Source organism: Methanohalophilus euhalobius (assembly GCF_900215215.1).
Taxonomy (GTDB): domain Archaea; phylum Halobacteriota; class Methanosarcinia; order Methanosarcinales; family Methanosarcinaceae; genus Methanohalophilus; species Methanohalophilus euhalobius.
This window is the reverse complement of sequence record NZ_OBDR01000012.1, coordinates 1-22,405: the sequence shown is the minus strand read 5'-3', so window position 1 is coordinate 22,405 and position 22,405 is coordinate 1. Positions and strand designations below refer to the sequence as shown.

Genomic DNA, 22,405 nt, shown 5'->3' with positions numbered 1-22,405 from the left:
ATTAGAACCAATCCCCGTGGGACCGTAGGGTAGCCTGGTCCATCCTGCAAGGCTGGGGGTCTTGCGACTGGAGTTCAAATCTCCGCGGTCCCACCATACATCGGCTTTTTTTTAAATGATATTTCTGTGGCTTTGTTCATTTTCCCTATATTAACACACAGGAAGGATGGTAAACTAACAAAGATTAATATGAGTGATCTTAATAGTAGGATTATGAATTTGTTTTATATAGTATAATTTTATGGGGAATATGGATGAAAATTGTCATTATAGGTGCAGGGGAAGTTGGCTACCATATAGCAAAATCATTGTATCTGGAAAATGATATTGTTGTCATTGATGAAGATGAAGATGCCTGCCAGAGAGCGGATGAACTTGACGTACAGGTAATCAAGGGAAATGGTGCAAACGCTACAATTCTTGAAAAAGTTTTGATCGATGCCGATCTTCTTCTGGCTTTAACAGGTGATGATGAGATAAATATTGTCGCCTGTATGGCAACTAAATTGATAAAGCAATCCAGTAATACCTTTAAAACCATGGCACGAGTCAGTAATCCTGATTACATAGACAGGCCAATAGCCAAACGTACCCAGGTTGGTATCGATGTAATGATATGCCCTGAACTCGCGCTTGCATCTGAAATTGCTGATATTCTTTCTATACCTTCTGCGATTGATTCGGAGTCATTTGACGATGGAAAAATAAAAATGATGGAATTTGTTGTCAAAGAAGACAGTCATCTCGTAGATAAACACATCCGTGATATTGGCTTATTTGACTGCTGTATTGTGAGTGCCCTTTTCAGGGGTTCGCAAATTATTATTCCCCATGGTGACGACATTATCCGTGCAGAAGATCACGTTGTAATTATCGGTGAAAAATCTGCAATGAAAGATATATCTTCCTTTTTTGGAAAGATCAAAAAAAATACTGCTATGATTATTGGTGGCGGAATCGTTGGACTTTATCTGGCTCAGTTGCTTGAAACGACTGATATGAAAATAAAGATAATAGAAAAAGATAGATACCGATCTGAAATGGTAGCTGATACCCTCAAAAAAACTCTTGTACTTTGGGGTGATGGTACTGATCTTAGTCTCCTCAAAGAGGAGGGTGTGGGGGAAATGGATGTGGTAATATCTGTTACAGACAATGATGAAAAAAATTTGCTCTGCTCTCTTTTGGCCAAACAAATGGGTACAAAGAAGGTGATAGTAAGAGCAGATCATTTTGATTATGTACCTTTATTTGAAATGGTTGGGGTAGATCGTGCTGTAAGTCCCAGGGAAGCAACGATTAATGAAGTGCTCAAACTCACAATGGGTACAGGAATAGAGGCTCTGACAACCATTGAAGGAGATAAGGCTGAAATTGTGGAGTACACAGTTTCTAAAAAATCAAAAATAAACGACAAACTTCTCAAAAATGTGAACTTCCCGGAGGGTTCAATTGCAAGTATGGTTATCAATGACAACTCAACTATTGTTCCCCGTGGAAATTATAAAGTAAAAGAAGGAGATCATATTCTTGTGTTTTCTATACCTTCTGTACTTCCAGATGTAGAAAAACTGTTCAAATAAGGTGCTTGCATGAATTTCAAAGTTGTAATGGGCGTTCTGGGAACTTTACTATGGCTTCTTGGATTATTGATGCTCATACCTCTTTTTGTAGGTATGTATTATGGTGAATCCCCCCAGACATTCGCTATAGCTTTTACTATAACAATGATAGCAGGTACGGTTTTTGCTTTCAGGATAGAGCCTGCAAAAGAAGACTGGGAACTTAAAGAAAGTTTTATGATTGTTGCTTTTGGATGGCTTGCAGCAGCAATTTTCGGTGCAATACCCTTTGTTCTTGAAGGAATGACTCCAATCAATGCTTTTTTTGAATCCATGTCCGGTTTTACTACTACCGGAGCTACGGTGATGGTGAATATTGAAAGTCATAGTAGAGGTCTTTTATTCTGGAGGTCTATGACCCAGTGGCTTGGTGGAATGGGTATAATTATGCTGTTTATAGCCATTCTTCCAAAATTGGGTGTTGCCGGAAGGCAGATGTTCAGGGCTGAAGTACCTGGCCCGCAGGAGGACAAACTACGCCCACGTATCAGAGAGACTGCAAAAATTCTCTGGATGGTATATGTGGCTATTTCTGTTGTAGAATGTGTAGCACTCTACCTTGCCGGACTAAACCTGTATGACTCTGTCACTCACACTTTTACTACCATGGCATGTGGGGGTTTTTCACCTTATGCAGCCGGTATAGCTGCTTTTGATAATCCGGTTGTGGAAGGTATAATATGCTTCTTTATATTCCTTGCAGGTGCAAATTTTGCACTGCATTACAGAATGTTCTATGTGGATAAAGGCAGTCTTTTAAAAGATGACGAATTCAAATTTTATACATTGATTATTGTAATTGCAACCACAATTCTTACACTTCTTCTTTTTAAGGACCGTATCTATGATCTGGGTAATTCTTTCAGGTATTCTGTATTTCAGGTACTATCTATTTTGACATCTACGGGTTATGCAAGTGCTGACTTTAACCAATGGCCAGATTCAGGCAGGATGCTTTTGTTTATAGTGATGTTTTTTGGGGGATGTGCCGGCTCAACCGGAGGCGGAATTAAGATTGTGCGTATCCTTCTTCTTTTAAGGTATGCAAACAGGGAGCTTTTCAAAGCTGTTCACCCTAAAGCTGTGCGTATTATTCGTTTCAATGGAAAAGCAGTACCTGATGATGTAATGCATTCCATTGTATCTTTTGTTATAATTTATTTCATCATTTTTTTCGTAAGCTCGGGTCTGCTTTCGATGATGGGAATGGATGTGTTCAGTTCATTGAGTGCATCCATAGCAACACTGGGTAACATTGGGCCGGCTTTCAATCTTTTCGGACCGATGGCAAATTATGACCTGTTGCCGTTTATGGGTAAATTATTGCTTGTTTTGAATATGTGGATTGGCAGATTGGAAGTATTTACAGTGATGGTAATGCTGACTTTTGCTTTCTGGAAAAAATGAAATATTAATAAACCCTATTTCAGTTTATTATGGATGATGTGGTGATGGCCTATTGAACCTGTAATCGTTGCGAAAAATTTACACAAGAAATTTGGAAGCTTTGTGGCTGTTGATGATGTCAGTTTTGAGGTAAATAAAGGTGAACTGTTCGGTTTTCTGGGACCCAACGGAGCCGGCAAGACTACTGCAATGCGGATTATACAATGTGTATCTCCTCCCGGCGGAGGCAGTCTCAAAGTCTTCGATATGGATGTAACACGTGACCAGCGCAAAATTAAAAATTTAATGGGAGTTGTACCTCAGGAAAACAATCTGGACATCGATTTTTCCGTTTACAAGAATCTCTATGTATATTCACGTTACTTTGATATCCCCAAAAGAAAAGCCGAACAAAAAATTGATGAGTTGCTGGATTTTGTGCAGCTAAATGAAAAAAAGGATACAATGACCGATTCTCTGTCAGGGGGTATGAAAAGGCGACTTGTTCTTGCCAGGGCGCTTGTGAATGAACCCCGGTTACTGATTCTGGATGAACCCACAGTGGGCCTGGACCCCCAGTCCAGGCATGTGATGTGGGATAAACTGCGCAGTCTCAAAAAACAAGGAGTTACCATTGTAATGACCACCCATTATCTGGAAGAGGCCGCCCAGCTGTGTGACAGGCTGGTTATAATGGATTATGGCAATATTCTTGTGGAAGGCAGCCCTTCATCGATAATAAGGGAGCATATCGGTACGGATATAGTAGAAGCTGAAAATACCCCTGAAGTGATAGCCTGTCTTGAAAACAGCAATGCAAGGTATGAAAAAACCGGAGATATGGTCCAGATATATACCAATGATCCTCATGACATTACTGAACATCTTTTTAGTGAATGCAGGCTGGGTAAGATTACTGCAAGGGCTGCAACACTGGAGGACGTGTTCCTTAAACTTACAGGGAGGAAGTTGCGGGAATGATGTCGTATTTTGCCCTGCCGGATATTACCCCGCGTGTCCTGAAAGTCTGGATGCGCAACCGGGATGTGTTCATGGCCACTTTGACGGTGAACTTCCTCCCCCCACTGGTGGAACCCACCCTGTATTTGTTTGCATTGGGATTTGGATTGGGTAATTACATCAATGAAATCGAAGGTGTACCCTATACAAAGTTCATTGCTCCTGCTCTGATATCGGTTTCCATAATGTTTGCCGCTTTTTATGAATGTACCTTTGGCTCCTATGTGCGAATGTATTACCAGAAAACCTTTGATGCCATTATTGCAACTCCCCTGAACATAGATGAAGTCATAGCCGGGGAACTATTTTGGGGAGCGACGCGGGGTGTGATCAATGCCAGTATTATCCTGCCTATCCTGTCAATTTTTGGCCTGGCTGTCTATCCGCATTCCCTGCTGGTAATCCCCTTTGCCTTTCTGGCAGGATTGATGTTTTCCTGTATTGCCATGTGTTTTACGGCAATCACTCCCAATATCAATTCCCTGACCTACCCTTCCATCCTGCTGATAACCCCCATGTTCCTGTTCAGCGGTACCTTTTTCCCGCTATCCCTGCTCCCGGAAACGGTACAGTACATATCACTGGCAATCCTGCCCCTGGCACATATAGTGATTGTTGTCAGGTCACTGATGAGTGGAATTATAGAGGCTTCCCTGCTGTTGAACATTGCCTGGATGTTTGGAGCAACCCTGCTGGTTTTCCTGCTGTCAATAAACCTTATGAAAAAGAGGCTTATAGTGTAATAGACCAAGAATTACACGTTTGCCGGATAGATTACCAATGAGCAAGATTACACCTGCGATGCAACAGTATTATGCTGCCAAGGAGCAACATCCCGATTCCCTGATATTCTTCCGTATGGGGGATTTCTATGAATCCTTCGGGGAGGATGCAAAGACCATCGCACATGAACTTGACATAACTCTCACCACCCGCGGTAAGGGAAAAGAGGGGGAAAAAATGCCTCTGGCAGGAATTCCCTATCATGCGGTGGATAACTATCTTCCCAGGCTGGTCAGGAAAGGCTACAAGGTAGCAGTATGTGAGCAGCTGGAAGATCCCAAAAACGCTAAAGGAGTTGTCAAAAGGGGGGTGGTAAGGGTGGTCACCCCCGGTACAGTAATCGATTCTTCCATGCTTTCCGATCCGTCGAACAATTACCTGATGGCGATTGCCGGCAGGGACCGGGATTTTGGTGTGGCTTTTTTGGATGTATCCACAGGAGAATTCCTGACCACCCAGATCAATGACCAACCTCCCTTTGATGGGATTGCGGGAGAAGTGGCAAGGATGCGACCTGCCGAATGTATTGTCCTTCCCCAATTAAGGGAAAATGAGGAATTACAAAGCAGATTGGCAGAGTTGAAGCTTTCCACCAATGAATTTGATGCTGCTTCCACAGACCCGGACTATGCGGATAGGCATCTATGTGAACATCTGGGTGTCTCCACATTGGAAGGCATGGGTTGTGCGGGTCTTACCTATGCAAAAATGGCGGCCAGCTGTGCTCTGGAATATGCCCTGGAAACCCAGATGCGTGAATTAAATCATGTCCAGTCCCTCCATACCTATTCATCCTCCGAATTCATGATACTGGATTCCATTACACTGCGTAATCTGGAGGTTGTGAGAAATGTCCGGGGAGAAGGAAAGGATACTACTCTTCTCCAGGTACTGGATGAGACCAAAACGCCAATGGGAAGCCGTCTGCTTCAAAAATGGATCCTCAAGCCCCTGCTTGATGTCTCCCTTATAAATAAACGGCTGGATGCCGTGGAAGAATTGTCTGATAACACCCTGTTGAGATTTGATGTGCGCTCCCATCTCTCCTATGTAAAGGATGTGGAGAGACTGGTGGGCAGGGTAGTTTATGGCAATTCCAATGCCAGGGACCTTGTTGCTCTCAAAAAATCCCTGCAATCTGTGCCCTCTCTCCTGGAAACCCTGAAGGGGGAGCATAAGGCAATGCTTGCCCGGATAGTACAGGGGATGGAAGATTTCAGGGAAATCGATACTCTCACTGACCTGATCGAGCGGGCTATTGTGGAGGAGCCACCCCTGTCCGTGCGTGAGGGCGGTTTGATCAAACCCGGTTACAGTGAGGAACTGGATGAACTGAAGGAAACTTCCAGTAATGCCAAATCCTGGATAGCCTCATTCCAGCAGAAGGAGAGGGACAGGACCGGGATCAAATCCCTCAAGGTAGGCTACAACAAGGTGATAGGTTATTATCTGGAGGTTACCAAGCCCAATATTTCTCAGGTACCCGATGATTACATCCGCAAACAGACCATGACCAATGCCGAGCGTTTTTACACCCCACAGCTCAAGGATTGGGAAGGTAAAATCCTGTCTGCCGATGAGAAAAGGGTGGCACTGGAATATGAACTGTTCAATGAAGTAATCTCGGTGGTAGCAAATCATTCGAAACAGTTGCAGGAGATGGCAGTATTGCTGGGAGAGCTGGACGTTTTGGCCTCCCTGGCAGAGGTTGCGGTGAACAATAATTATGTGCGTCCTTCCATAACCGATGACTGCAGGATACTGATACGGGAAGGCAGGCATCCTGTTGTGGAAAACTCGGTGGATGGAGGATTTGTTCCCAATGATGTGGAAATGGATTGTTCTGACGAGCAGTTCCTTCTTATAACGGGGCCCAATATGGCGGGTAAATCCACCTACATGAGACAGGTTGCCCTGATTGTCATAATGGCCCAGGCGGGATCCTTTGTACCTGCTACCCATGCATCGGTGGGCATCGTGGACAGGATATTCACCCGTGTGGGGGCCTTTGATGACCTGGCAAGCGGACAGAGTACTTTCATGGTGGAAATGGTGGAACTTGCCAATATCCTGAATAATTCCACTCCGAAAAGCTTGGTGCTGCTGGATGAGATCGGCAGGGGGACCAGTACCTATGACGGTTACAGCATAGCCAAGGCCGTTGTGGAGTATATCCATAACAAGGCCCGCCAGGGCGTACGCTCCCTTTTTGCTACCCATTATCACCAGCTGACCGAGATCGCTGAATCGCTCAAGAGGGTTAAGAATTATCATATAGCAGTCAAGGAGGACGGAGATGATCTGGTGTTTTTACGCAAGATTGTACCCGGTGCCACTGACAAAAGTTATGGTATCCATGTGGCCAGGCTTGCAGGAGTTCCCCATAAGGTGACTAAAAGGGCGCAGTCGATCCTGGAAGATATTGAAAGTGAGAGTGTGATCAGCAGGGAAAGTGAAGGTTTCAGAAAACGCAAGAGTGGTGCCAAGTATACCCAGCTTTTGCTGGTAGATCCGGAAAATAGTGGGGAGAAGGATTTTGATCCGGTTGCAGAGGAAATAAGGGACCTGGATATCAATAACCTCACTCCAATGGAAGCGTTGAACAGGCTGCATGCTATACAGAAAAAACTGAAGGAGAGTTGATTATGGAAAAGCCGGAGCATATCCATTTACTTGATGAGGCCACAATCAACCAGATCGCTGCAGGAGAGGTCATAGAAAGACCCGCCTCTGTGGTCAAGGAGTTGATAGATAACTCTCTGGACGCAGGAGCATCGGATATTCGAGTGGAAATAGAGGGGGCCGGATCAAAAAACATCACCGTGATAGATGATGGCAGAGGGATAGGCCGGGACGAAGCTCCGCTGGCCTTTTCCAAGCATTCTACAAGCAAGATCGAAAGCAAGGATGACCTGCACAGGATAATTACCCTGGGTTTCAGGGGCGAGGCGCTCTCCTCTATTGCGGCGGTTTCCAGAGTAGAACTTATCAGCAGAACCGCAGATTGTCTTTCGGCTGTAAAAATCGGGGTGGAAGGAGGTTTAGTTGGGGAGGTAACAGAGACCGGATCTTCGGTGGGTACACGTGTAGAGGTACGGGACCTGTTCTATAATACACCGGCCCGGCGCAAGTATCTCAAGAGCAAAAGGACCGAACTTTCCCATATAACTGATACCGTGACCAGGCAGGCGCTTGGTAACCCCGGGGTTGCCTTTACTTTGCTAAATGAGGGCAAAGTGGTCCTGCGTTGTGGGCAAGGTGGACTATTCGACAGGATGGTACAGGTGCTGGGAGCAGATGTTGCAAGACAGTTGATACCTCTGGAATACAAGGATGACCTGTTATCTCTGTGGGGATATATCTCAAAACCGGGATATTATCGCAGCAACCGTGAGATGAATTATTTTTTCGTTAATAAAAGGAATATATTGTCCCCTGCTATCAGTAATGCTGTGAGACTTGGATATTATACCATGCTGCCCAAAGGTCGCTATCCTGCCGCGGTACTTAACGTGAGGATTAATCTGGAAGAGGTGGATGTCAATGTCCATCCGGCAAAACGTTATGTCAGGCTGAGCAGGGAGAATGAAATAATGGATGGCATCACGGCGGCTGTTGAGCAGGCGCTGAAACAGGAGAAACTGGTACCCGAAGTAAAGCCGTCCCGCACCAAGACCATGCAGTCATCCCTGGCATCTCCTGAAAAACCAACTCCAAAGGAACCTATCTCTTCTGAATCTCCTGTTATCCGGGAAAACACCTCAAATTACACTGCCCCTGCCAGAGATACCCAGCGCCGACTCAAAAGCTCAGAAAGGGCCCTGGCAGAAGAAAAAGCTCAACCTGAAAGGGTGGGATCGGGTGTGTCAGAGGCACGTATCCTGGGGCAGGTCAATGACCTCTATATAGTGGCTGAGACCGATGAGGGACTTTTGCTGATAGACCAGCATGCTGCACATGAACGGATAATGTATGAACAGATATCCAGGAACGTAAAACACGACTGGCAGGAACTGATCTCTCCTGTGACAGTTGATCTGACCACCAGGGAAAAAGTGTTACTCGAAGAATACATTCCCTATCTGGAAGACCTGGGATTTTCCCTGTCAGAATTCGGTACGCAGACCTATGTGATAACAACCGTTCCCACTGTGCTGGGAAAAATCGAGGACCCTTCGGTCGTGTACGATCTACTGGCCGACCTCTTTGCTCAGGGCAGGGTAAAGGAGAAGAAGGGCATGGAAGATATGTTATGCAAGACAATGGCCTGCAGGAGTGCCATTAAGGCAGGGGCGCCCTGTAATATGGAACAGATGCAAAATTTGCTGGACCAGCTTGAAAAGACGGAGAATCCATATACATGTCCCCATGGGCGGCCCACAATGATAACCCTGGGCAAAGCAGAACTGGATAAGCTGTTCAAGCGCACGGGTGTATGACGCTAATTTTATAACTTTTCAGATGGAGTAAATGACAATGATCGATCCTGTGAATAAATCCAAAATTCCCGAAGAGTGGCTTGACAAGGCAGCCATGCCACGTGAGGAACTCGTGGAGGGCATAAAGAACGGAAGGCTCGTAGTTTTAAGTGATGGTTCCGTCCTCAAGAGAGGGTATACCACCGGGACAACCGCGGCTGCGGCTGCCAAAGCAGCTGTGCTTTCCCTGCAAGAGCAGGTTAAGATCGTTTCAATACCAACTCCTGTGGGCCTGCGTGCCTATATTGATGTGAAAGAAATGGACAGGGGTTATGCGATGGTGGTCAAGGTTAATAATGACCACGAGTCCGATATTACCCGGGGGCTTGAGTTTGTAGGGAATGCCCGTGAAGCAGATTCAATTATAATTAATGCCGGTGAGGGGATAGGTACAGTAACACGCGGGGGCCTGCAGGCTAAAAAAGGCCACCCTGCTATCAATCCCAAACCCCTGCAGCAAATTAAGATGGCCGTTTTTGAAGCTGTTGAACAACTGGGTCTTAAGGGTGCGGAAGTGGAAATATCCCTACCCAGGGGAGAAGAAATAGCACGACAGACCCTAAATTCCACTATAGGTGTGGAGGAAGGTATTTCCATTCTGGGTACCACGGGGTTTGTAGAACCCTGGAATGACCATCTCGGGGAAATGAAAGGTGATCTGATTCGGTGTTCCGATAAAGTTGTCCTCACAACCGGCCGCATAGGTATTCGTTATTCCACAATGCTGTTTCCCGATTACACTGTTGTACTTGCAGGCAGCCGCATTTCCGAAGCACTCGAGGCTGCCACAGGAGATGTCATAATCTGTGGCCTGCCCGGACTTATCATAAAATGGGGTGACCCGGATGTACTTGTGGATACGGGTTTTGCTACGGTTGCCGAAATGGTGGAAATGGAACCTGAAGGGCAGCATCTGCGCAGGGCCTTTGAAAAAACCGTGGAAAAGGCAAAGGGTGCCCGTGTTGTGATCGTTGAGCGTGACGGTACTGTGCTTATGGACAGCGGGGAAAAGAAATGATAGTTGTGGGTGTGGGAGTGGGGCCCGGAATGCTCACGGAACAGGCCATCGAGATAATCGAAACTGCAGGTGAGGTGTATGGTTCTCCGCGATCTCTTGAGCTCGCGGGTCTCTATATAAAGGGAGAAGCAAAGAAGATAAAGGATTACAAGAACCTGCACCTGCTGGGCGAAGATGCTGTAGTGCTTTCCACCGGAGATCCCATGTTTTCCGGTCTGGGCAAGTTTGCCGGGGAAGGGGACAGTATAATTCCGGGTATATCCTCGATGCAGGTTGCCTGTGCCAGGACAAAAACGAATATGAACGGTCTGGCGGTGATTACCGCTCATGGCAGGGATCCCAGTCCTGCAAGAGAGGCTTTTGTTACTGAAATCAAACTGGGGAAGAATGTCCTCCTGCTTCCTGCCGAGACTTTCGGGTCAGTGAAAGTTGCCGAGATTCTAGGAGAAATGGGAGTGCAGGCCAGAATATACGTCTGTGAAAAACTGGGTTATCCTGAGGAAAGTATAATTGAGGGCACTGTTGACAATCCCCCCATGGCTCAATCGGCTCTTCACTGTCTGCTTGTTGTCAGATGACAATCCAGCAATTTTGTTTTATTTTTATTGTTTTAAAAATTTAACTACCTGGTAGACCTTTATTTTGTCTTGTAATCAAGTTTGATTTATTAAACAACAATATATTTATACAATAAATTCTCTATGGAATATATCAACTAACGTGTTGTTTAGTTAAGTTTACTTGTAATCTGTTGCAAATAGGAGTGATATAGTATGCATATTATGGAAGGATTTTTGCCCTCCCCCTGGTGGCAATTGTGGTTTGTATTCTCTATTCCGGTTATAATGTTTGGTATGTATCGCCTCAACAAACTGGTCTCTGAAAGACGTGATCTTTTACCTTTGCTTGCAGTAGCAGGGGCGTTCATATTCGTCCTGTCCTCCCTGAAGTTACCCTCTGTTACGGGTAGTTCGTCGCATCCCACGGGAACGGGAATGGCCGCTATAATGTTTGGCCCGGCAGTCACAGCGGTACTGGGGGTAATCGTACTGTTGTATCAGGCTCTTTTCCTGGCCCATGGCGGATTGACAACCCTGGGGGCAAATGTGGCATCAATGGGTATTATTGGTCCGCTAGCTGCATATTTGATCTATAAAGCAGGTATGAAGGCCAATATCAATTTCTATGTGGTGGTTTTCCTTGCGGCTACCTTTGCGGATTGGATTACCTATGTGGTAACTTCCACCCAGCTTGCCCTGGCATTCTCGTCACAGGCTGGCGGATTTATAGGGCTCCTTCAGGGTTTTTTGGTGATATTTGCCACAACCCAGGTTCCACTGGCGATCATGGAAGGTGCTTTGACTGCATTGATATTCAAGTACATTATACAGGTCAAGAGTGATGCCCTTGTGGAATTGAAAGTAATCTCTCAGGAAACTGTTAACAAGCTCAGGGGGATTTCTGCATGAAGATCGGCAAAGGTGAGATAATATTTGCTGTGATAACTGTACTCTTTGTGGCATCCTTTTTCTACGGGATGGCTGCAAACCCGGGTTCTGAGTTCGGGGGTGTAGACGGTGCTGCCGAGGAAGTGATCACTGATGTAACGGGTGGTTATGAGCCCTGGATCGGTAACATTGGATTCGAGCCTCCAGGCGGGGAAACTGAAAGTCTCCTGTTCGCACTGCAGGCAGCTATCGGTGCAGTTGTGATAGGATACTTCTTTGGTTACTATAAGGGTAAAGGTCGCTCTGACTGATTTGCTTTTTACCTCCTTTCCTTTTTTTGACGACATATATTAATACCTAAAAATCAATTTTGTGCACTACAATTCACATACGGAAATCTTTATTATGACCAAGATGCTTGATGATTATGCACTGCTCAGCCCCCTGCGTTATACCAATAACTGGCTGAAAATTGGGGTGGTTGGCTTTGGAATTCTTATGGGTATATCCTCTCAATCTCCGCTTGTGCCTTTTTCTATAGCTATCTGTATGTCGCTGGCAACGCTTATTTTTGGCAGGGTCCCTCCGAAATTCTACCTGAAGCTCCTGATGGGTCCTGCAGTTTTCGTTGTGTTTAGTATAATCATTATCGCCTTCTTTTTTGGCAGTGGGCCTGAACTTTTTGGTTTCAATGTGCTGGACTATCATCTGGGTGTGAATACCGGTGGATTGTCAATGGCTTTTTTGGTATTTTCTAGGACTCTGGGAGGAATGTGCTGCCTGTTCTTCCTCGCACTGACAACTCCCATGGTGGAGCTTTTCTCAGTCCTGAAAAAAACACGCCTGCCGGATTCTTTCATCGAACTGTCAATGATGATGTACAGGTACATCTTTGTGTTTCTGGATGTTGCGTGGTGCATCAAGCATGCCCAGACAGTAAGGCTGGGTTATCATGATCTGAGGACATCCCTGCATTCAATGGCCATGCTCTGTTCGACTCTCTTTTTGAGGTCCTGGGAGCAGGGAGAAAAAACGTTTGTGGCAATGAATGCCCGCTGTTATGACGGGAAAATGATGATTTTTGAAGAGAAAAGACCGGTTAATTTCTCAGAAGTTGCATTGAGTCTGGGGTACATGGTTGCAATCGTGGGGGTATGGTACGTTTCTAATGGTATGCTGGAGGTTAGTTTATGGTAATACTTGAAACACGCGGACTGAAATATTCCTATCCTGACGGGACTACAGCTGTTAAAGGTGTAGACATAAAGTTAAAGAAGGGCAAAAGAATTGCTTTTGTAGGAAAAAATGGCTCGGGTAAATCCACCCTATTTTTGTTACTTAACGGTACTCTCAAGCCTGCTGAGGGCAGGATATTTTATGATGGCAAGGAACTGGCCTACGATCAGGCATCCTTGAGGGAAATAAGAAAAAACATTGGTATTGTTTTCCAGAATTCCGATGATCAGGTATTTGCACCTACCGTCTACCAGGATGTGGCGTTTGGGCCGGTCAATCTTGGCTACAGCAAGGCAGAGATTGAAAAAAAAGTAAACGGAACCCTGGAATATTTCGGCCTGAGCGGACTTAAGGATAAACCTCCGCATCATTTGAGTGGCGGCCAGAAAAAGAGGGTTGCTATTGCGGGGATTGTGGCTATGGACCCCCAGGCTATCATACTGGATGAACCCCTGGCAAGCCTGGATCCGGTAGGCGCTGATGAACTTCTGGATGTACTGCACGAACTCAATCATATGGGTACCAGTTTGATCATTTCCACCCATGATGTTGATCTGGCCTACAGCTGGGCGGATTATGTTTTCTTCATGGTGGACGGGGAGGTTATCGGGGAAGGTACTCCGGATGAAGCATTCCAGGATGATGAACTGCTGCGACAGGCCCACCTGAAACGGCCGATGACCTTTGATATATATAAGGAGATTGAAAGGCGCGGGCTTGCTCATGGCAACAGGCAGCCCAAAACGGTTCCTGAAATAGTGGATTCCCTGAAACCTCCGGAACTGATGTGGGTGGAGGTGCCTCCTGAAACCCGGGAAGGCGACATATTGAATCTGGGGGTACTGCATGGAGAGTATGCCCTGCACTGTCCTTATGAAGCGGTTAACGCCAGGGTTTTACACATCCATGAGAACAATAAGGCTATCGTGGAACTTACCAGACATGGAATAAAGGCCGGCGGTATCCTGATCTACGATATGGATAGGTTCGATCCGGCTGATTTTGAAGGTTACATGGAAAAAGAGGAAATAGATATTGTGGGGGCCATGGGTAAAAAGAGCAAGTTACTTGCCGAGGATTATTCGATATGTGTCGATATAGCAACCGGAGTTATCGATCGCACCATCCTGATGGCACTGTGCGGGAAAAGATGTATGATACTGACCAGTGGTGGCATGATTCCCCATTCAATGCAAAGGATCAATGAATATATTGAAAGAAGTGGCATAGCCCTGAATGTCAGGGTCCTGAATGAGAATTGATATTTGGATAATGTCTTTGTAGAAAAAGAAATATATTGTCATTGGATAGGTGTGTTTTCTGGAAGGGAACTTGATATGAATCGTTTATCTACTGAAGAAGGATATTCAGACCTTGATGAGAAGTGCAGCCGGATCTTTGTGAAGGATATTATGAGAACCCGGCCTGTCACCATAAAGGGAGACGACTCTGTGGAAAGGGTACTTGAAGTATTTAATGAAAACCAGTTCCATACCTATCCTGTGGTGGAGAAAAATGGTAGTTTCCTGGGTATAATTGACCAGAATATTATCCTGCAGTTATTACTTACCCATCGCGTTTCCAGGCTTGATCATACCCATCTTATGGCAGTGAAATCCCTCAGTGAATCTGCCAGGGGGATTATGATCCCTCATCCAGTCACCATACCCCCCGAGATGGACCTATGTGAAGTAGCAGAAATAATGCTAAAACACAAGGTGGACCGTTTCTGTGTGGTCGATAACGATAAACTTGTGGGCATAATATGCAAACCGGATGTTATAAAGGCAATCTACAGTATAAGGGGTTAACAGATGGAGTTTTTATTCCAGATCCTCATTATTTTGCTATCTGCCAGAGTGCTATCCGAGGTTTCTGAAAGAGCCGGGATGCCGGGTATACTGGGGGAAATTTTGGCAGGTATATTCCTCGGGATGACGGTTCTGGAAAATACTGATACAATTTCTTCTGTTGCAGAGCTGGGTGTCATTTTTCTTTTATTTATTGCAGGTTATAAAGAAGTTCATATTGAGGATTTGAAAGCATCTTCTAAAAAGGCGATCGTTGCGACAGTTTTCCAGATATTGATAGCTTTTATATCTGGTTTTGGACTGGGATATCTTTTTGGCCTGGGAAATCTGGAAAGTCTTGTTCTGGCAGTGGCTTTCAGCCCGACGAGTATAGGAGTTACTGTAAAAACATTATTGGATATGAATTATTTATCCAGTAAAGCCGGGTCAATGATGTTAAGTTCAGCGATCTTTGATGATATTATCAGCATTTTCCTGGTATCTATTGTTAGTACCATGGCGCAGCATAATGCAATTCCTTCATCCATGCAATTTTTGACAATGATAGGCAAGCTGGTTGTATTCATTGGTGTAATGTTTCTTCTTTCCCATTATGTCTTTTCCCGTCTTTTTGGATATGTAAGAAAAATGCATTCAAGAGAATCCATATTTGCTACTGTAATATTGATTGCACTGTTTGCTGCCTATTTTGCAGAAGCGATGGGATTACATGCCGTTATCGGTGCTTTTGTGGGGGGTGTACTGCTTTCAAATATATCCGTTGCCAAAATCGAAGATGTGCAAAGTAAGGTTTCGGGACTGGCGTATGGTATGCTTACACCGGTTTTTTTTGTAGATATAGGAATGTCTGTTGATCCAACGTCTCTGGGAGCTGCAGGTATTTTTACTGTATTGATTGTGGTTTTTGGTTTATTGGGTAAACTTGTAGGTGGTTTTGTAGGTGCTAAAACGGTTGGCTTTAATTTTTATGAAAGTCTTATATTCGGCGCAGGAGTTATGCCCAGGGCAGAGGTTACTCTTGTGACGATTTCTATTGGCAGGGAGATGGGCATAATAGGAGAGGAAATATTTTCGGCAGTTGTATTGTTGGCTGCTGTTTCTATCTTTGTTGCACCAATATTGCTTAAATTTGCTATACAAAAGGACAAGGAGAACAAGAATTCTGCTTCAGGCTGACTTTTGCCTGCATTTATGACTGCAATAAAGATTTAATATAGTATATTTCAAAGTTAAGCGGGGAGCTGGCAGGTTATGAAATTATCAGAGCAGGGTTGTATGCAATTGCCCGAGAATATCGCAGATTCTGAAGGGCTTGGAAGAGCTGAAGTTTCTGCCAAACTCCAGAGGCAAGGGTATAATGAGTTGGAAGAGACGGAAAAAACCACTCCGTTTAAGATCTTCATTGGCCAGATGGGTAATGTTATTGTATGGGTGCTGGCTGCAGCGGCCCTGATTTCCCTGTATATAGATGAAGTGGTAAATTTCTGGGTGATTTTAGGGCTTATTATTTTTGTAATCTTACTGGGTTTTGTGCAGGAATACAGGGCTGAAAAGGCCATGGAATCCCTCAAGGGGATTGTGCGGCCAAAGACCACTGTTTTACGTGAAGGTACCCTGCGCCAGATTGCCACAAGGGAAGTTGTTACAGGCGATATTCTGGTACTGGAAGCTGGTGACAGTATACCTGCAGATGCCTGTGTCTTTGAATTGCAGGAACTTAAGGTGGATGAATCGGCATTGACCGGGGAAAGTTTGCCTGTGGAGAAAAACTTGAATGAGCCTCTTTATGCCGGAACTCAGGTTGTCAGAGGTAAATGCAGGGCTGTGGTGATGGCCACGGGTATGGATACGGAACTGGGGTCAATCGCTTCCCTGATTCAACCTGAAAAGGAAGTTACTCCCCTGCAAAGGGAGATCTCGGCATTTTCCAAAAAACTGGCAGTTGTGGCCTTGCTGGCATCGGGGATGGCTCTGGGGCTGGGTATTTTTGCGGGGGCTCCTGTCGAGGAGATGCTGATCATTGCCCTGGCACTGGCAGTGGCCGCGGTGCCCGAAGGCCTTCCTCTGACCCTGACTATTACGCTGGCCTACGGGATGCGCCGCATGGCTGCCAAAAATGCCATCATACGCAAGATGCTTGCGGTAGAAACCCTGGGCTCGACCTCGGTGATATGTACGGATAAGACCGGGACCCTGACCCGTAATGAGATGACGGTTGAAAAGATTTGGACCATGGAAGGTTTGTTTGAGGTTACGGGTTCGGGTTATGGAGATGAAGGGGAATTTGTGCTTGAGGGGAATAGTTTCAATCCCAAAGATTCCACACTGGAATTGCTGTTGAAGGGGGCAACCCTTTGCAACAATGCATCCCTGAACCAAAACGACAATTCAGAGGATGTGGTGGGAGATCCCACAGAACTTGCCCTGCTGGCGGCTGCCTCAAAGGCGGGTATCCGCAAGGAGGGGTTTGCGGGGGAGCATGAAAGGTTGCATGAGATCCTTTTCACTTCTGATAGAAAAATGATGACTACAGTTCACCGGGAAAATCAGGGATCGATCTCCTTTACCAAAGGGGCTGTGGAGGTTGTGCTGGAGCGTTGTGATCACATTCTTAAAGATAATGAGCGGGTGCAGCTTGACCAGACCATCAGGAAGACCATTCTGGAAGAAAACGGCAGGCTTGCCTCCGGAGCCTACAGGGTGATTGCAATTGCCCGCAAGGATGTGGGGGATAAGTGGGATGAAACTGATCTGGAAGAGGGGATGACCTTCCTGGGACTGATGGCAATGACCGATCCGGTAAGGGAAGGTGTTACCGAGGCTATCGGTTTGTGTCATCAGGCGGGTATCAAAGTGGTGATGATTACCGGGGACAATGTAAAAACCGCACTGGCTATCTCTGACAAACTGGGAATTCCTGTAGAGCAGCCTGATAATATTTCAGATCCCGATGGTATACTGGCTGACGGGGCGATTACGGGAGACGAACTGGCCGGTTTGAGTGATGAAGCCTTTGCAAAGATTGCGGATCACATCCATGTGTATGCCAGGGTTATGCCAGAGCAGAAATTGAGGATCGTTAAAGCCCTGCAGGCAGAGGGACATGTTGTTGCCATGACCGGGGACGGGGTGAATGATGCTCCTGCGCTTAAAAGAGCTGATATCGGTGTGTCGATGGGGCTTAAGGGCACGGATGTGGCCCGCCAATCCAGTGATATGGTGCTGCAGGATGATAATTTTGCTACTATTGTGGAGGCTGTCAAGAGGGGCAGGACCATTTATGATAATATAGAGAAATTTACAAGTTACCTTGTTTCACGCAATTTCAATGAGATTATACTGATTATGCTGGGGATTTCCCTGCTGGGCTATGAACTGGTTCCCCTGCTTGCCCTGCAGATCCTGTTTATCAATATGTTCGGCGAGATTATGCCTTCAATTGCGCTGGGCCTTGATCCTGCACGGGAGGAAGTGATGCACCGCAGACCCCGGCCTGTGGGTGAAGGAATCCTGGCCGGCAGGAAACTTGTACTTGTGGGTTCTGTGGCCGGGGTGATGGGACTTGCCTGTTTTGCTTCCTTTTTGCTTGCAGACCCGACCGCAGATCTGGAGCGGGCACGCACAATCACGTTTGCTACGGTGGTGAGTATGATCATGTTTGTGCCGTTTGCTTTCCGCTCCCTTGAGATGTCTGTGCTGAAAACCGGTTTCAGGAATAAATTGATCATTGCAGGCGTTTTGAGCACGTTGCTCCTGACACTGCTGGTTATGTATGTGCCTTTCCTGGCTGATGTATTTGACCTTGTGCCGCTTGCTTTGCAGGACTGGTTGTTGCCTCTTGGCTTTGCGGCAGTTACACTGGGATTTGTGGAAGTTTTGAAGGGGTTGCTGTTCAGGAAGAATTACGGGTAAGCAGGTGGAGATCCTTAAGCGCCATGACTACAGTCTGGACGCAACCCTGTAGTATACAGGTGTATCCAATATGAAAACGGGGAAATGTAGCCCGATCTTAGGGGCCGGGCTTAGAAGGGGGTATAGACTTCTTCGTGGGGATGGATCACGAAGCCTTCTTTTGTGATTTCATAGGGGTGGACCTTTTTACTGTGGTCTGAGCCGCGCATCTTGTAGACCTCGACACTGCGGGTGCGGACATTGTCATGCATGTCGTAGTAGAGGGAGAATGTACCATCGGTGACGAAGTTTTCCACACCGAATCTGGAGGGCTGTTTCTCGTCGATTACTTCACAGGTCATCAGGGATGTCAGACCGATTATTTCAAGGGTGGTGCTGAGTTTGAGTAATTCCACACGTATCCGGGCGGCTTCATGCAGATAGAAACTGATGGATGTCGTTGAATCTATCAGGGCCCTTTTGGCATCGATCTCTTCCTGTGTGGCGATGATCTGGTCCATCATTGAGCGAATGTCGAAGGGACGCACGTCCACATATTTTTCCTGCGAAGGGATTCCGATCTTTGTCGAACAGGCATCGACTATTGCGAGTTTGTTCTCTTCTTCTAAGGCCTGCAGGTCCCAGCCAAAGTGCATCATGTTCTCACGGATCTGTTCGGGCCGCTCCTCTGTGGCCACGATTATCCCGTTTTCCCCGTACTGGGTGATCCCGTTGTAGATGTACTGGGTTGAGAATATGGATTTGCCGGCTCCTGAGGTGCCGGATACCAGATAACTCCTGTCACGTACAAGGCCTCCCCCGCACAATTCGTCAAAGCCGGGAATGCCGGTCTTAACCCTGTTTCCTTCGTCTTCAGTGGAAATATTCTCTGCACCTGTAAACATTTAGCATCGCCTTTTTCGTGTAAGTCGGGTAGTACCCCTGATGAATTCATGTATAGCAATTATTTATGAGCACTCATTCACTTTACTGGAATCGGGTTTACGATTTATCAGTGTTTTCGTATATTCGTATAAAAAGTATTGATATGGATTAATATAAATAGGTAATGTACGTCATTACCCTATCTGGGGGTCAAACTGATAAAGGATTAAGACCATTGATACTATGTCGAATGTATCCGGCTCTTTGCCCCCGGGCAACTCATGGCCGGGAGTGTATGCGAAAAATATGGAAGTCGACAATATGCCAAGTATCAGCTGTATTTTCAATGGTCCCTTTATTAATTCGGACGAAATTTATTCGGCATATGCCGTGAAATACATCGATATTTACCAGTAAAAAGAGCGTTTTTTGACCCTGGAGACCACAAAAGATTTAATAAGCAATTTTCTTATTAGAGGGTTGCAAACCAATATGACGGGATCAAGAGGGTGATGAGTTTCCTTTCGTCAATGAGCGTAATGTTCACCGATGAAAGGTTGATTTAACGTACATGTGTACGTTTTATTGTTGATCAATCACTCTTTACCTTGACCATATATCTATAAATTAACTAACGGAGGAGAATTATGAAAAGACTAACAGCAACTTTAATGGCTGCCCTTATGGTCTTGACAGTATTTGCTGGCGTAGCAAGCGCTGCAGATACTGTGGAGGTCAGGGGACCAGTCTATAACGGTTCTGATGTGGAATCTATAGTAGAGAGCTATAGCGGATCATCAAATTACATTGAAATGAATGCAACGAATTTTGCAGGTTTCTACTACGATCTTGATGACGGACTCGAATCCGAATATCTCAGGATATACAATAACGGAAAGGAAGGTACTAATGATGCTGATCCTTTGAGCGGTGACAAGATACCAGAAGGTGGACTTGTTTATTATTCCGTTATCAACATGACCGACTATGAGTACGCATACAATGAAACTGAAATAGATACAGATGGGGACGAAATCCGCACCCAGTATCCAGTTATTGGTCTCTTTGCCGAGGAATATGTTCCACTCAAGAACACCACACCTGACCTTCTCGCCAAACTTATCCAGGACAATGATGACGAGGTAACTCTCAGAACGGGTACATCATATGATCTTGGTCACGGTTATGAGTTGACCGCACAGCAGATCGATGTTGAAGGTGACAAGGTCTGGATGGAGCTTAGCAAGGATGGAGAGTTTGTGGAGGATCAGGTAGTTGATCTTACAGATAAGAACTATGCAATCTGGAGTTATGAAGAAGACGTTGCCGGTGAGGATGATGTTGAAGTTCTCAGAGTACGCGTCACTGATGTCTTCCAGGGCCAGGTCGACAGCCTCGCTGTAGTTGAGGGTGTCTGGATGATTGACTATATGAATGTTGTTGAAATCGAAGATGACGACACATTTGGCGAACTCGAAGTTCAGACAACAGGTAATATCGAAGGTTTCGATGATCAAGGTATCATGATGTGGAATGATAATTCCATGACCCTTGATGAAGATGACACCGAGGAAATCGCTGAAGGTCTTTCCTTCAAGACGGCTGATGTTGAATCTGGTGGCCCAATGAGATTCTACCTCATGAAAGAATACACCGAACCAGGTACATATGAAATCAGAGGAGAGGTCTTTGAAGATGAGCCAGGAAACTGGACTTATGCAAACTTTGCTGGATTCTACTATGACCTTGATGACAATCTTACAAGTGAATCTTTGATCATAGATAAATCAGGTACATTCGACCAAACCAGTTCAAAAATTAATGATACAGAGTTGATTTACTATGCCAACATCACAGAAACCGGCTTTGAGATCGATTACAATGACAAAGATACAGATGGGGACGATATCCGCCAAACGTATCCAGTTATTGGTCTCTTTGCCGAAGCATATGTTCCACTCAAGAACGACACACCTGACCTTCTCGCCAAACTTATCCTGGACAATGATGACGAGGTAACTCTCAGAACCGGTTCATCATATTCATCATATGATATTGGTTACGGTTATGAGTTGACCGCACAGCAGATCGATGTTGAGGGTGACAAGGTCTGGATGGAGCTTAGCAAGGATGGAGAGTTTGTAGAGGATCAGGTAGTTGATCTTACAGGAGAAACTGGCTCTGCAACCTGGAGTTATGAAGAAGACGTTGCCGGTGAGGACGATGTTGAAGTTCTCAGAGTACGCGTCACTGATGTCTTCCAGGGTCAGGTCGACAGCCTCGCTGTAATTGAGGGTGTCTGGATGATTGACTATATGAATGTTGTTGAAATCGAAGATGACGACACATTTGGCGAGCTCGAAGTTCAGACAGCAGGTAATCTCGGTAATGATGTTTATGGAATTATGATGTGGAATGATAATTCCATGACCCTTGATGAAGATGATACAGAGGAAATTGCTGAAGGTCTTGCCTTCAGGACGGCTGATGTTGAATCTGGCAGTGACACACTGAGGTACTATCTGTACAAGGAAGTCACCATCGAAGGCGAAGAACCAGCTGAGCCAACCGAGCCAACCGAGCCAACCGAGCCAACCGAGCCAAAGGACAACGAAACTGAGAACGTAACTGAGCCAACCGAGCCAACCGAGCCAACCGAGCCAACCGAGCCAACCGAGCCAACCGAGCCAAAGGACAACGAAACTGAGAACGTAACTGAGCCAACCGAGCCAACCGAGCCAACCGAGCCAACCGAGCCAACCGAGCCAACCGAGCCTGAGGAACCAGCAACCAACGAAACTGAAGAACCAGGAATCCCTGGATTTGA

Annotated in this window: 17 protein-coding genes and 1 tRNA gene; 17 read left to right on the top strand and 1 reads right to left on the bottom strand. The window is 45.8% G+C overall.

Going from position 1 to position 22,405, the window contains the following annotated elements:
• Nucleotides 1–18: 18 nt before the first annotated feature.
• From CP947_RS08920 to CP947_RS08845, 16 genes are all read left to right on the top strand, one after another.
• A tRNA-Pro gene (locus CP947_RS08920) sits at nucleotides 19–96 on the top strand.
• 158 nt (nucleotides 97–254) lie between these two features.
• A complete protein-coding gene (gene trkA, locus CP947_RS08915) occupies nucleotides 255–1,583 on the top strand; it encodes a Trk system potassium transporter TrkA (RefSeq protein ID WP_096712857.1) in 1,329 nt (442 codons plus the stop codon).
• Nucleotides 1,584–1,592: 9 nt separating this feature from the next.
• On the top strand, nucleotides 1,593–3,029 hold the full coding sequence (locus tag CP947_RS08910; protein ID WP_096712856.1) for a TrkH family potassium uptake protein: 1,437 nt from the start codon (nucleotides 1,593–1,595) through the stop codon (nucleotides 3,027–3,029).
• A 102-nt stretch (nucleotides 3,030–3,131) separates the two neighbouring features.
• Entirely contained in the window at nucleotides 3,132–3,989 is an 858-nt protein-coding gene (locus tag CP947_RS08905; protein ID WP_096712855.1) for an ABC transporter ATP-binding protein, read from the top strand.
• Nucleotides 3,986–4,771, top strand: a complete 786-nt coding sequence (locus tag CP947_RS08900; protein ID WP_096712854.1) for an ABC transporter permease — start codon at nucleotides 3,986–3,988, stop codon at nucleotides 4,769–4,771. The genes CP947_RS08905 and CP947_RS08900 overlap by 4 nt, the downstream gene beginning before the upstream one ends.
• A gap of 37 nt (nucleotides 4,772–4,808) precedes the next feature.
• Entirely contained in the window at nucleotides 4,809–7,454 is a 2,646-nt protein-coding gene (gene mutS, locus CP947_RS08895) for a DNA mismatch repair protein MutS (protein WP_096712853.1), read from the top strand.
• 2 nt (nucleotides 7,455–7,456) lie between these two features.
• Complete coding sequence (gene mutL, locus CP947_RS08890; protein ID WP_096712852.1) at nucleotides 7,457–9,250, top strand: DNA mismatch repair endonuclease MutL; 1,794 nt, start codon at nucleotides 7,457–7,459, stop codon at nucleotides 9,248–9,250.
• Between the two features lie 37 nt (nucleotides 9,251–9,287).
• On the top strand, nucleotides 9,288–10,307 hold the full coding sequence (locus CP947_RS08885; protein ID WP_096712851.1) for a cobalt-precorrin-5B (C(1))-methyltransferase: 1,020 nt from the start codon (nucleotides 9,288–9,290) through the stop codon (nucleotides 10,305–10,307).
• A complete protein-coding gene (locus CP947_RS08880) occupies nucleotides 10,304–10,885 on the top strand; it encodes a cobalt-precorrin-7 (C(5))-methyltransferase (protein ID WP_096712850.1) in 582 nt (193 codons plus the stop codon). The genes CP947_RS08885 and CP947_RS08880 overlap by 4 nt, the downstream gene beginning before the upstream one ends.
• 195 nt (nucleotides 10,886–11,080) lie before the next feature.
• Nucleotides 11,081–11,776 (top strand): energy-coupling factor ABC transporter permease, encoded by a 696-nt coding sequence (locus tag CP947_RS08875; RefSeq protein ID WP_096712849.1) that lies wholly within the window; start codon nucleotides 11,081–11,083, stop codon nucleotides 11,774–11,776.
• Nucleotides 11,773–12,066: an energy-coupling factor ABC transporter substrate-binding protein gene (locus tag CP947_RS08870; RefSeq protein ID WP_096712848.1), complete on the top strand. Its 294-nt coding sequence runs from the start codon at nucleotides 11,773–11,775 to the stop codon at nucleotides 12,064–12,066. Before CP947_RS08875 ends, CP947_RS08870 begins: the two co-directional genes overlap by 4 nt.
• Nucleotides 12,067–12,160: 94 nt before the next feature.
• Nucleotides 12,161–12,952, top strand: coding sequence for a cobalt ECF transporter T component CbiQ (gene cbiQ / locus CP947_RS08865; RefSeq protein WP_096712847.1), 792 nt, complete (start codon nucleotides 12,161–12,163; stop codon nucleotides 12,950–12,952).
• On the top strand, nucleotides 12,946–14,253 hold the full coding sequence (locus CP947_RS08860; RefSeq protein WP_096712846.1) for an energy-coupling factor ABC transporter ATP-binding protein: 1,308 nt from the start codon (nucleotides 12,946–12,948) through the stop codon (nucleotides 14,251–14,253). The genes cbiQ and CP947_RS08860 overlap by 7 nt, the downstream gene beginning before the upstream one ends.
• Before the next feature lie 75 nt (nucleotides 14,254–14,328).
• Nucleotides 14,329–14,802: a CBS domain-containing protein gene (locus tag CP947_RS08855; protein WP_243641506.1), complete on the top strand. Its 474-nt coding sequence runs from the start codon at nucleotides 14,329–14,331 to the stop codon at nucleotides 14,800–14,802.
• Between the two features lie 3 nt (nucleotides 14,803–14,805).
• The gene (locus CP947_RS08850) at nucleotides 14,806–15,978 is read left to right on the top strand and encodes a cation:proton antiporter (RefSeq protein ID WP_096712845.1); all 1,173 of its coding nucleotides are present in this window, start codon (nucleotides 14,806–14,808) and stop codon (nucleotides 15,976–15,978) included.
• Nucleotides 15,979–16,053: 75 nt separating this feature from the next.
• Nucleotides 16,054–18,714 (top strand): cation-translocating P-type ATPase, encoded by a 2,661-nt coding sequence (locus CP947_RS08845; RefSeq protein ID WP_096712844.1) that lies wholly within the window; start codon nucleotides 16,054–16,056, stop codon nucleotides 18,712–18,714.
• A 110-nt stretch (nucleotides 18,715–18,824) separates the two neighbouring features.
• Here CP947_RS08845 and CP947_RS08840 read toward each other — a convergent pair whose 3' ends face one another.
• Nucleotides 18,825–19,598 (bottom strand): ATPase domain-containing protein, encoded by a 774-nt coding sequence (locus CP947_RS08840; protein ID WP_096712843.1) that lies wholly within the window; start codon nucleotides 19,596–19,598, stop codon nucleotides 18,825–18,827.
• 627 nt (nucleotides 19,599–20,225) lie between these two features.
• On the opposite strand from CP947_RS08840, the gene CP947_RS08835 reads away from it, so the two are divergent.
• A partial coding sequence (locus tag CP947_RS08835; RefSeq protein WP_143745139.1) for an S-layer protein domain-containing protein occupies nucleotides 20,226–22,405 on the top strand: 2,180 nt, incomplete at its 3' end.

Excerpts from the sequence above, each read along its gene's own strand:
- CP947_RS08885 (WP_096712851.1), top strand. The coding sequence starts at position 9,288 with ATGATCGATCCTGTGAATAAATCCAAAATTCCCGAAGAGTGGCTTGAC.
- mutS (WP_096712853.1), top strand. The coding sequence starts at position 4,809 with ATGAGCAAGATTACACCTGCGATGCAACAGTATTATGCTGCCAAGGAG.
- CP947_RS08910 (WP_096712856.1), top strand. The coding sequence starts at position 1,593 with ATGAATTTCAAAGTTGTAATGGGCGTTCTGGGAACTTTACTATGGCTT.
- trkA (WP_096712857.1), top strand. The coding sequence starts at position 255 with ATGAAAATTGTCATTATAGGTGCAGGGGAAGTTGGCTACCATATAGCA.
- CP947_RS08845 (WP_096712844.1), top strand. The coding sequence starts at position 16,054 with ATGAAATTATCAGAGCAGGGTTGTATGCAATTGCCCGAGAATATCGCA.
- CP947_RS08870 (WP_096712848.1), top strand. The coding sequence starts at position 11,773 with ATGAAGATCGGCAAAGGTGAGATAATATTTGCTGTGATAACTGTACTC.
- CP947_RS08875 (WP_096712849.1), top strand. The coding sequence starts at position 11,081 with ATGCATATTATGGAAGGATTTTTGCCCTCCCCCTGGTGGCAATTGTGG.
- CP947_RS08850 (WP_096712845.1), top strand. The coding sequence starts at position 14,806 with ATGGAGTTTTTATTCCAGATCCTCATTATTTTGCTATCTGCCAGAGTG.
- CP947_RS08880 (WP_096712850.1), top strand. The coding sequence starts at position 10,304 with ATGATAGTTGTGGGTGTGGGAGTGGGGCCCGGAATGCTCACGGAACAG.
- mutL (WP_096712852.1), top strand. The coding sequence starts at position 7,457 with ATGGAAAAGCCGGAGCATATCCATTTACTTGATGAGGCCACAATCAAC.
- CP947_RS08900 (WP_096712854.1), top strand. The coding sequence starts at position 3,986 with ATGATGTCGTATTTTGCCCTGCCGGATATTACCCCGCGTGTCCTGAAA.
- CP947_RS08855 (WP_243641506.1), top strand. The coding sequence starts at position 14,329 with ATGAATCGTTTATCTACTGAAGAAGGATATTCAGACCTTGATGAGAAG.
- CP947_RS08860 (WP_096712846.1), top strand. The coding sequence starts at position 12,946 with ATGGTAATACTTGAAACACGCGGACTGAAATATTCCTATCCTGACGGG.
- CP947_RS08840 (WP_096712843.1), bottom strand. The coding sequence starts at position 19,598 with ATGTTTACAGGTGCAGAGAATATTTCCACTGAAGACGAAGGAAACAGG.
- cbiQ (WP_096712847.1), top strand. The coding sequence starts at position 12,161 with ATGACCAAGATGCTTGATGATTATGCACTGCTCAGCCCCCTGCGTTAT.